Genomic DNA, 9,412 nt, shown 5'->3' with positions numbered 1-9,412 from the left:
TAGCCTGATGTCAAGCTCAGGTCCGTTGGGCCTGAAACAGCGCTGCCAGGGAAATGGCAGTCGGTACGTTTTAATCGGGAAGTAAGGGTATGAAAGCAAACGGCTCGTGGCTCCTGTGGCTAGTGTTGGCAGTGTCACTCTCGTTTTCCGGCCTGGGCATGGCGCAGGAACAGGAGCAACAACAGCAACAGCAACAGGATAGCGAGAGCGAGGAGACGCAGTGGTTCACTGTCGAGACCTTGAACGCTGGACTTGACGAGCCACCTGAGGAGGTCAAGCGACAGACGCCACGCGAAGCGATCCGGAATTTTCTGGAACTCACCGAAGAGGAAAATTTCACTGCGGCGGCGCACCTTCTCAACCTCTCCGAGCTGGACCGTAATGAGCAACAGGAGCGCGGCGCGCAGTTGGCCAGACAGCTGGCGACGGTCTTCCGGCGTGGCGAGTGGATCGATGCCTCCAACCTTTCGGGGCGACCGGACGCTGCCATTGAAGACCCCTCGGGCCAGCACCCCATGACCGGTAAGCCACGCCGAAACCTCGAGCTGGCGTCGCTCCAGGCGAATGGGCAGACCTACGACATTCGCCTGGGGCGGTATCGGGCGGACGACGAGGAGCCGGTCTGGCTGATCACGCCGGATAGCATCTCGTCGATCCCGCTGCTGTATGAGGAGTACGGCCCCTCGCTGATGGAGTCGTATATTCCGGAGCGTTTCAAGGCCTCCTTCGGAGTGCTCGAGATCTGGGAGTGGATCGCCATCCCGGTGTTCCTGCTGGTAATCGGCCTGGTGGGATGGGGCATCTTCGGCCTGGTCGGATTGCTGGCTCGGTGGTTCCCCAACGGCGCGCCAAGCATTTTCGCCGGCAGGATTCGGGGCCCTACGGCGCTGCTCGTCATGTCGCTCGTGGCCCAGATGCTCCTCGACTACGTGGTCTCGTTCACGGCCATGGCCACCACCTTCATTCGCGTGCTGCTGATCCTTATCGTGGCCTGGGGGGTCGGGACGATCGCGCTTCGCCTGGTGGATACCATTCTGCTCAAGGTGACGCGGCGGATGGTGGGCGAAATCGACGACACCAAGCCCAAGGACGATCGCAAGTTGCTAACGACGCTGTACGCGTTGCGTCGGGTCATCATCCTGATCACGGTGACCGCCGTTTCGGTCTACGTGCTGAGTCAGATCCAGCTCTTCGAGACGCTGGGAATGTCGCTTCTGGCGTCGGCCAGTGTTCTGGCGGTGCTGGTGGGCATTGCGGGCCAGGCGGTGCTGGGCAACATCCTGTCCTCATTTCAGGTGTCGCTGGCCAAGCCCATCCGCATCGGCGATCTGGTGATGTTCGAAGGGCAGTGGTGCTACGTGGAGGGCATCTTCTACACCTTCATCCGGCTGAGGAGCTGGGACGAGCGTCGGCTGATCGTGCCGGTGACCTACTTCGTCTCCAAGCCCTTCGAGAATCTGTCCGTCAAGAGCGCCAAGATGTACCGGACTCTTGAGATGACGCTCCATTTGAGCGCCGACATCCAGGTCATCCGGGAGAAGTTCCTGGAATATGCCGAGGAAGAGGACAATGTCGTCGAGCCCCACAAGTTGTGCTGCTACGTCACCGGGCAGACCGAGAGGGCCCAGACGATTGCCTGTTACCTTATGGCGTCCGACCCCTTCGCCGGCTGGATAGCGGAGATGAATATCAGGGAGAGGCTGATGGCTTTCATCCGGGACAATCACCCCGACTGGTGGCCGCGGGAGGTGGTGGTCATCAGTCATCACGATATCGCCAAGGGCGAAAAGCCACGTGTGCGTCCGACAGCGGAACCGGATAGCCACGATGACGAGGCTTCCGCGTGAATGCAAGGCATGGCATTGCCACTGACTGCCAGGGGCGTAACGAGGCGGAGGGTGTCTGGTGGCGTCGCCACGACGAATACGACAAGCTCTGGATCAGGTGGCGGCTGCTCCGGACATCCCCGCATAAACCTCGCTGACCCAGTCGACGAATAACCGGTAGCGCATGATGTCGTCGGTTAGGGTAGAACGCCCTTCGCGTAGGGCATTCTCGTCGTGGTAGCGCGGCACTTGGGTCAGGCCGCACCGATGCGCCCACGCCATTGCTCTCGTGTGACGCCGTGATTCGGGTGGGACGTACCCACGAAATCGGACGGCGGTTGGCCCAATGCCTTGCGAAACATGGTGGAGAAGGCGCTTGGGCTGTCATAGCCCAGCTCCAGGGCGACGGCGGTGATCGATGCGCCGGCCGACAGCTTGGGCAGTGCCGCCAGCAGGCAGGCCTGCTGGCGCCATGCACCGAACGACAGGCCGGTTTGCTGCCTGAAGAAGCGGGTGAAGGTGCGCTGACTCTTGTTCAAACGCCGCGCCCATTCGACCGGTGATGTCTGGATGCAGGGCCGCCGCAGGAAGTCCGCGCATAGTCGTGCGAGTTGAGGGTCGCGGGGCAGGGGGGCGAAGAGCGGCAGGGTCGCCGCCTGATGCAGCTCATGCAGGACGAGCTGTAGCAAGGCGCCGTCGCGACCGCTTTCGTCATAGCTCGCGGGCACCTCGGCGGAAGCGAGCAGCAACTGGTGAAGCAGTGGGCTGACGATCAGAACCTCGCAGTGCCGGGTGTGACGCGGCGAGGCCTCCGGTTCGATATACAGGCTGCGCGTGCTGACCCCAAGCATGCGTACACGGTGCGGCTTTCCAGCAGGAATCCACACCCCGCTATAAGGTGGCACCACCCAGGCCCCATCGTCGGTACCGACCTCCATCAGTCCCGTCATGCCGTAGAGAAACTGGGCTCGCCGGTGGGTATGGGTTTCCAGTAGGGCGCCGTGCAGGTAGTCGGTGCCGATGGCAAGCACCTCTCGTGGCGTCGCATCGACGCTATCCAGTGCTACGTTGCGCATGGCAAATCCATGATGGCTGAAATGAAAGTATTATTGGCGCACTCTCGAAAGATGGCCAGTAATGTCAAGATATATCCTGCGCGCTCGTTCGTTCTGACGGAGCGCCATCATGTATCTCTTGCTGTTCTTGTTCGGGGGCTTGGCGGGCGTGACCACCGCTCTGTTCGGGTTTGGTGGCGGCTTCGTCGTCGTTCCCTTGCTGTACACCCTGCTCACCGTCAACGGAGTAGAGGGCCCGATCGGACTTGTCGCCATGCAGGTCGCCGTGGCGACCTCGACCGGCGTGATGATCGTCGCCGCCTCGCTGGCCACGCTGCGTCACCATCGGGCTCGGACGCTCGAGTGGCGACCGCTATGGCCCTTGGTCGGCTATATCGCCTTGGGCGCCATTTTAGGTGCCACGGCGGCCATGTCGCTCCATGGTGAGTGGGTCCGCTGGGCCTTCATTCTCTATCTGGCAGCCACCATCCTCGACTGTGCCTTTCGGCCCGGCTTCTTGGCCCGGCCGAGTCGGCCGGCTCGGACCATGTCGAAAGGCGCGACGGCCGGTGCGGGCGTAGCAATTGGAAGTGTTGCGGCCTTCCTGGGTGTCGGAGGCAGCGTGATGACGGTGCCGCTGATGCGCCGCCGGGGCGCGGGAATGGCCCAAGCGACCGCCATGGCCAATCCTTTGTCGCTGCCTATGGCACTGGTCGGGACGGCGACCTATGTGCTGCTGGCCGGGGACAGAAGCGCAACGCTGGGGGCCTGGTACGCCGGCTACGTTGACCTGCGGGCCTTCCTGGTCCTGGTGGTCGGCTCATGGCTCGGCATCAAGCTGGTTTCTCCCCTCATTGGCCGCATCCCGGATCGCCTGCATGCCAACCTGTACCTGGTGCTCTTGGTGATCGTATTGGTCGTGATGCTGGTTGTGTAGGCGTGGCCGGCTGGACTTAAACCAGGACTGCGAGAGATTTACCACGATGCGCTAGCCTAAGCGTTTCGCTATGACACGGGATTGTCCACTCAGTTGGATAGTCATGGCGAGTTCCGTGTCTTCTGCCCGCGAATATGACGCTCTAGCATTGGCTCATCAACGTGCTGAGGAGTTCGAACCGATGAGCAAACCCGAGTTTTTCGTCACCCCCGGCTACGGGGATAAGGCGCTGGAGCTGTTGTATTATTCCCAGGCAGTGAAGGTCGATAACCGCGTGGAGATTTCCGGGCAGGGCGGTTGGAACGACGATTTAGAAATTCCGGAAGCGCTGGTGGAGGAGATCGAGCAGGCGTTCCGCAACGTCGAGCGCACGCTCGAGACGGCGGGCGCCGGCTGGGAGCACGTCATACACGTCAATTCCTACCACGTCGGCGGTCTGCCACCGGAAGTGAACGAGACCATGACTCGGCTGTATCGTCATTACATGCCCGGTCACGCGCCGATCTGGACGCAAGTCGGTGTCGAGGCGCTGGGCCTGCCGGCCATGCGCATCGAGATTCGCGTGACGGCGATCGTCGCCTGACTTGCGAGCGGCTTGCCTTCGCGTCAGGCTCGCCTCGCGACCGGGCTGTGGCCAAAGGTCGTGAGTAACCATTCGATGAATACCTTCAAGCGGGCGGTCTGGTGTCGGTTGGGCGGATAGAGAATGTGGAACGGCATGCCTGGGCGGTTCCATTCGGTCAGTACCGGTACCAGTTCACCCGAATCGATATGCGACTGTACGCAGCGCTGAAAGTGCTGCCCGACGCCAAGCCCGGCAAGCAGCATCGCCATCAGACCGTTGCCATCATTGGCTGCAAAGTCCCCATCACGCATTTCGAATCGCTCGGCGTCGCGTTCGAAAATCAGCGGCAGCGGTTTGCCCGTGGCGGCGATGAAGTATCCCAGCCGCGTGTGCGCTTTCTCCAACTCGTCGGGATGGGCGGGCCTTCCCCGGCGCTCCAGGTAGCTTGGCGCGGCGCAAGTGACGTAATCGAGTTCGACAAGATGGCGACCGACCATCGCCATGTCGTCGAGCCGGCCGGCGCGAATGACGCAGTCAACGCCTTCACCCACGATGTTTACCGCTCGGTCGCTGATGCCCAAGGCAACGGTAATGTCGGGATACTCGCGCTGAAACTTTGCCAGGGCGGGGATCAACAGGCTGGTCGCGAAGGTCGAGGGGGCATCGATGCGTAGCTGCCCCCTGGGTTTGAGCCTGTTGCCCTGCATGGCGTTGTCCACGGAATCGACTTCCGCCACCCAGCGCTTGGCATGTTGGCAGTACTCCAGGCCTTCCACCGTAGGTACCACCGCACGGGTGGTGCGTTGCAATAACTTGACGCCGAGATGGCTTTCCAGATCGAACACCAACTTGCTCACCGTCGATCGCGGTATCGCCAATTGGCTGGCGGCTTGGCTGAAGGAGCTTGTTTCCACGACACGGACGAAAATCCGCATGGCTAAGAGTTGGTTCACGGTCGTCTGCTCGCTTCGTGATGAACATGCCGAGTGATTATCCATGAACTTGCCGAAATGCGAGATACGCCCAGGCGACTTAGAACGGCAGCGGCCGGCGCTGTTTCTGCCTTTTCGCCGCTTCCGCCCACCAGCCGAGGTCGTCGACGAAGCGGGCGAAGGAGCGTTCCAGCGACTGCCCGGCATCGCCGATAGGGGTGCCGTTCTCGTCCAGTGTCTTGGCGATGGGGCCGACGGTCACCGAGCTGGAGATGACCACCATGCCCATCTCGGCCAGGGTGCCGTGCCAGATCAGGGCGGAGCGCGCGCCGCCCAGGCGGCCCGCTGAGTAGCTCACGATGCCCGCCGGCCGCCAGTACCATTCTTCCAGGAAGTGATCGGTCAGGTTCTTGAGGCCGGGCTGCATGCCCCAGTTATACTCCCCGGTCACGAACACGAATCCATCCGCCTCGCGAATCTTGCTTGCCAGGGTTTCCATCGCCTCCGGCGCCTCGCCGGACGGGTACTCCTTATACATGCGATCCAGCATCGGCAGATCGACTTGCTTGGCGTCGATCAACTCCGCTTCGAAGCCGTGTGCGTTCAGGGTTCGCACGGCGTAGTTGGCCAGGCGAATGCCGGCGCGGTCGGAACGGTAGGAACCATAGAGCACGAGGATGCGGTCGGCCATTTCACGGTCCTTGCTTGAGAGCGGATGAAACGCGACGGAAGGTTGGCGTCGCTATCGAAGACAGGTCATCGCTACCTGCAGTGAAGATAGCTCAGCCTGCGTATCTCACCCACTCGGGACGGGGAGCGTGCGGGCTGGCGCTGTGCGGCGAGGCCCGTGGCGTGCGAGTTCTGACGTGGCGTCAAGCGAAGCGCTTGCCGTAAGATCGGGCCATGAAAGGGAGAAAGCGTCGCTCCCTCGCAACATGCGAGCGGTATTCTGACGATTCGGCACACGCAGGGAAACGATATGGCGACGATTCGCCGTGAGCTGGTGGCATTGATCGAGCGGGGCGCGATACCCCGCGAACAGGTGGCGCGGGCGGTTGCGCTGTCTGGACTTTATCCCTCGGGCCTGGCCTGGCGGCGGTTCGTGGATCGACTGCTGCTGTGGCTGGGCAGCCTGGCCCTGGCCTTCGGGGTACTGTTCCTGGTCGCCTACAACTGGAGCGAGATGGGGCGCTGGCTGCGCTTCGGCCTGGTGCAGGCGGCACTGGTGGCGGCCGTCGGCGTCTACTGGTGGGCCGAAGGGAACGTAGTGGCCCGAGTGGCGTTGACCGCGGCGTCGCTGTTGCTGGGGGTGCTGCTGGCGCTGTTCGGCCAGGTCTACCAGACCGGCGCCGATCCCTGGCAGCTGTTCTTCACCTGGGCACTGCTGCTGCTGCCCTGGACGCTGGTCGCTCGTTTCGATGTGCTTTGGGTGCTGTGGCTGGGGCTATTGAACCTAGCCGTTGCGCTCTACTTCCGCACTTGGGGCGGGGCGTTCGATGTCCTGTTCGTGGGCGATGAGATCGCCCTGTGGGGCGTGTTCCTGCTCAATACCGTGGCGCTGGCGGCGTGGGAGCTGGGCGCGCGGCGCCGGCGCTGGCTGTCGGCCGGGTGGGCCACGCGGCTGCTGGCGGCGGGTAGCGGTGTGCCGATCACGCTGCTGGCGATGGTGCCGTTCCTTGACGAGCAGGTCTCGTTCACGCCGGCCCTGCTGGCGTATGCGGCATGGCTGGTTGCGCTCTATGCCGCCTATCGCCACTGGCGGCCGGATCTGTTCATGTTGGCGGGGGGCTGCCTGTCACTCATCCTGGTTATCACGCTGTTTCTCGCCCGGCACCTGCTGTGGCACACCGAGGCGGGCGGCTTCCTGCTGCTCGCCGTGGTGGTCCTGGGGTTAGGGGCGGCGGCTGTCTACTGGCTCAAGCGGCTTCATGGGGAGATGTCGGCATGAAGCGCGCTTCGGTTTCACTGAAGGAAAGGCTGGAGCGGGATGGCGTCGACGTAAGCGAAGCTGGCTCGTCGGTGCAGGAAACGCCCTGGTTCGTGCGCGCATTGCAGGCAATCTCTGGCTGGCTTGCCGCCGTATTCCTGCTGGGTTTCATTGCCCTCGGCGCAATGTTCGTACTGGAGAGCACTTCCACCGCCGCCGCGCTCGGGCTGCTGATGATCGGTGCCGCCTACGCCGTATTGCAGATGCCACCCGGTGATTTCAAGGAGCACCTGGCATTGGCTGCAAGTCTCGCAGGTCAAATGCTGGTGGCCTGGGCGCTGGTGGATGCCTTGGGGGAGGCGAGCGCTAACTTTTGGTGGGTGCTGCTGGGGCTGCAGGTCGCGCTGGCACTGGTCATGCCCAGCCTGACCCACCGCGCCTTCTCAGCCTTCGCGGCGAGCCTGGCGCTCTACCTGGCCCTGGCCGAGAGCGTTGCCGCCCCTGACGTCGCCAGCGGCATGCTGCTACTGGCGCTGACCGCGATCTGGCTGAACGAGTTTCGCTGGCCGCTGCATCTAAGGGCGATGCAGGCGTGGGGGTACGGGTTGCTGCTGGGGTTGCTCGCTATACAGACGATGGAGCATTTCGGTCAGTCGTTGCTGCTGGGGCGTTATTACCCCAATGACATGCTGGCCTGGCTGGGGCCGTGGCTGGGGGATGCCCTGGGCACGCTGGCATTGCTGCTGCTGCTAGGGCATGTGTTTCGTCGCGGCGAGCGCCGGGTCGCGAGGTCCGTGCAGGCGATCACTTACGTCAGCGCTGTCGTGCTGATGCTGGTCTCGCTGCAAGCCCACGGCTTGAGCCACGGTGTCGTGGTGGTGACGCTGGGCTTCGCCATCGGCAATCGCCTGGTCATGGGGCTCGGGGCGTTACTGTTGCTGCTCTCCATCGGCAGCTACTACTACTGGCTCGACGCCACCCTGCTGACCAAGGCCCTGATACTGTTCATTCTCGGTGGGTTGCTGCTATCGCTGCGTTGGGCGCTGCGGCGCTGGTGGCGGGGTATAGCCCCAGCCGACGAGAGCCATGGCGAAGGGGAGGGCACGCAGCCATGACGTCGTCAGCCAAGTGGAACAAGATCGTGGTGGTGGCCGCCACGCTGCTGATCCTGGCGCTGGTCAACTGGGCCATCTGGGCCAAGGAACGCCACCTGACCGAGGGCGAGGTGGTCTACCTGACGCTGGCGCCGGTGGATCCGCGCTCGCTGATGCAAGGCGACTACATGGCGCTGAACTTTGAAATCGCCAACCGAATTCAGGACGCGCTGTACGCGCGACGCCTGGACGATGGCGAAATTCGCGCCGCCGACGGCCATGTCGTCGTGCATCTGGACGAGCGGCGCGTGGCCCGCTTCCAGCGACTTGGCGCCGAGTCAGATAGCTTGGATGATGATGAGATGCGTCTTCGCTATCGCGTGCGCAACGGCCGGGTGCGGTTCGCCACCGATGCCTTCTTCTTCCAGGAAGGCCATGCCGAGCGCTATGAGCCCGCCCGTTACGGCCGGTTCCGTGTCAACGAACGCGGCGAGCCGCTGCTGGTTTCCCTGCATGACGATGAACTCGAAAAGCTGGGTGAGGTGGAGCGTTGACGGCGATGCTGACTTCGGCACTGGAGCGACATTGGCCTGTTCAAAGGACATAGGGGTGCGGGAAGCATGAACAAGGAGCTATGCCACCGCATTCTGATTGGGGTAGAGATGCTCTTGCTGGCGCTGCCGGCGAGTGCGGTCTGCCTGCTCTTTGGCCTGGCCCTGCTGAGCACGGTGGGTTTTTCCTGGGGCCTGGAAGAACTGGCGATCATGCTCTTCGTGCCCAGTGGCACACTGGGTATCGTGGGGCTGTGGTGTGAGTTGGTCACTTACCTGAGACGACGGCCGCGGCTCATTTGGTGGTGGTGGGCTGCCTGCATGGGCGCCGGGTTGGTGGCTGTCTCCCTGGTGCTAGTCGGCTTGATCAACTTCGGTTGGGAACCGCCGGAGTGGGTGATCATCTTCGCATATGGGGTCTTTGCCAGCCCGCTGCTGGTGCCCTTTCTCCATCTCGCTTACCTGTTGCGGACGTCTCGGTAGCCATGTGTCCCAGGCGCAGCATCAGCGATTCTTTTCAGAGCA

The 9,412-nt window shown here is 62.8% G+C and carries 11 protein-coding genes; 7 read left to right on the top strand and 4 right to left on the bottom strand.

Features of this window, described 5'->3' with window-relative positions:
- Window positions 1-89: 89 nt before the first annotated feature.
- Window positions 90-1,847: a mechanosensitive ion channel family protein gene (locus CYJ07_RS15225; RefSeq protein ID WP_104204569.1), complete on the top strand. Its 1,758-nt coding sequence runs from the start codon at window positions 90-92 to the stop codon at window positions 1,845-1,847.
- A 93-nt stretch (window positions 1,848-1,940) separates the two neighbouring features.
- Here the strand turns inward: CYJ07_RS15225 and CYJ07_RS20350 are convergent, their stop codons facing one another.
- Window positions 1,941-2,108: a hypothetical protein gene (locus CYJ07_RS20350; RefSeq protein ID WP_156085513.1), complete on the bottom strand. Its 168-nt coding sequence runs from the start codon at window positions 2,106-2,108 to the stop codon at window positions 1,941-1,943.
- Window positions 2,081-2,902, bottom strand: coding sequence for an AraC family transcriptional regulator (locus tag CYJ07_RS15220; RefSeq protein WP_104204568.1), 822 nt, complete (start codon window positions 2,900-2,902; stop codon window positions 2,081-2,083). Before CYJ07_RS15220 ends, CYJ07_RS20350 begins: the two co-directional genes overlap by 28 nt.
- Window positions 2,903-3,011: 109 nt before the next feature.
- On the opposite strand from CYJ07_RS15220, the gene CYJ07_RS15215 reads away from it, so the two are divergent.
- Window positions 3,012-3,818 carry a sulfite exporter TauE/SafE family protein gene (locus CYJ07_RS15215; RefSeq protein ID WP_104204567.1) on the top strand — a complete coding sequence of 269 codons (807 nt, stop codon included), beginning with the start codon at window positions 3,012-3,014 and terminating at the stop codon, window positions 3,816-3,818.
- Window positions 3,819-3,999: 181 nt separating this feature from the next.
- A complete protein-coding gene (locus tag CYJ07_RS15210) occupies window positions 4,000-4,401 on the top strand; it encodes a RidA family protein (RefSeq protein ID WP_104204566.1) in 402 nt (133 codons plus the stop codon).
- Between the two features lie 23 nt (window positions 4,402-4,424).
- On the opposite strand, the gene CYJ07_RS15205 is transcribed toward CYJ07_RS15210, so the two are convergent.
- On the bottom strand, window positions 4,425-5,318 hold the full coding sequence (locus tag CYJ07_RS15205) for a LysR family transcriptional regulator (RefSeq protein ID WP_104204565.1): 894 nt from the start codon (window positions 5,316-5,318) through the stop codon (window positions 4,425-4,427).
- 97 nt (window positions 5,319-5,415) lie between these two features.
- Window positions 5,416-6,006: an NADPH-dependent FMN reductase gene (locus tag CYJ07_RS15200; protein WP_104204564.1), complete on the bottom strand. Its 591-nt coding sequence runs from the start codon at window positions 6,004-6,006 to the stop codon at window positions 5,416-5,418.
- A 288-nt stretch (window positions 6,007-6,294) separates the two neighbouring features.
- On the opposite strand from CYJ07_RS15200, the gene CYJ07_RS15195 reads away from it, so the two are divergent.
- The 4 genes from CYJ07_RS15195 to CYJ07_RS15180 all read left to right on the top strand — a co-directional run bounded on the left by CYJ07_RS15195 (window position 6,295) and on the right by CYJ07_RS15180 (window position 9,370).
- Window positions 6,295-7,263 (top strand): DUF2157 domain-containing protein, encoded by a 969-nt coding sequence (locus CYJ07_RS15195; protein WP_104204563.1) that lies wholly within the window; start codon window positions 6,295-6,297, stop codon window positions 7,261-7,263.
- Window positions 7,260-8,357, top strand: coding sequence for a DUF4401 domain-containing protein (locus CYJ07_RS15190; RefSeq protein ID WP_104204562.1), 1,098 nt, complete (start codon window positions 7,260-7,262; stop codon window positions 8,355-8,357). The genes CYJ07_RS15195 and CYJ07_RS15190 overlap by 4 nt, the downstream gene beginning before the upstream one ends.
- Window positions 8,354-8,890: a GDYXXLXY domain-containing protein gene (locus tag CYJ07_RS15185; RefSeq protein WP_104204561.1), complete on the top strand. Its 537-nt coding sequence runs from the start codon at window positions 8,354-8,356 to the stop codon at window positions 8,888-8,890. The genes CYJ07_RS15190 and CYJ07_RS15185 overlap by 4 nt, the downstream gene beginning before the upstream one ends.
- A 66-nt stretch (window positions 8,891-8,956) precedes the next feature.
- Complete coding sequence (locus tag CYJ07_RS15180) at window positions 8,957-9,370, top strand: hypothetical protein (protein ID WP_104204560.1); 414 nt, start codon at window positions 8,957-8,959, stop codon at window positions 9,368-9,370.
- Window positions 9,371-9,412 lie beyond the last annotated feature (42 nt).

Source organism: Billgrantia saliphila (assembly GCF_002930105.1).
GTDB classification, from domain to species: domain Bacteria; phylum Pseudomonadota; class Gammaproteobacteria; order Pseudomonadales; family Halomonadaceae; genus Halomonas; species Halomonas saliphila.
This window is presented reverse-complemented; position numbering and strand designations above follow the sequence as displayed.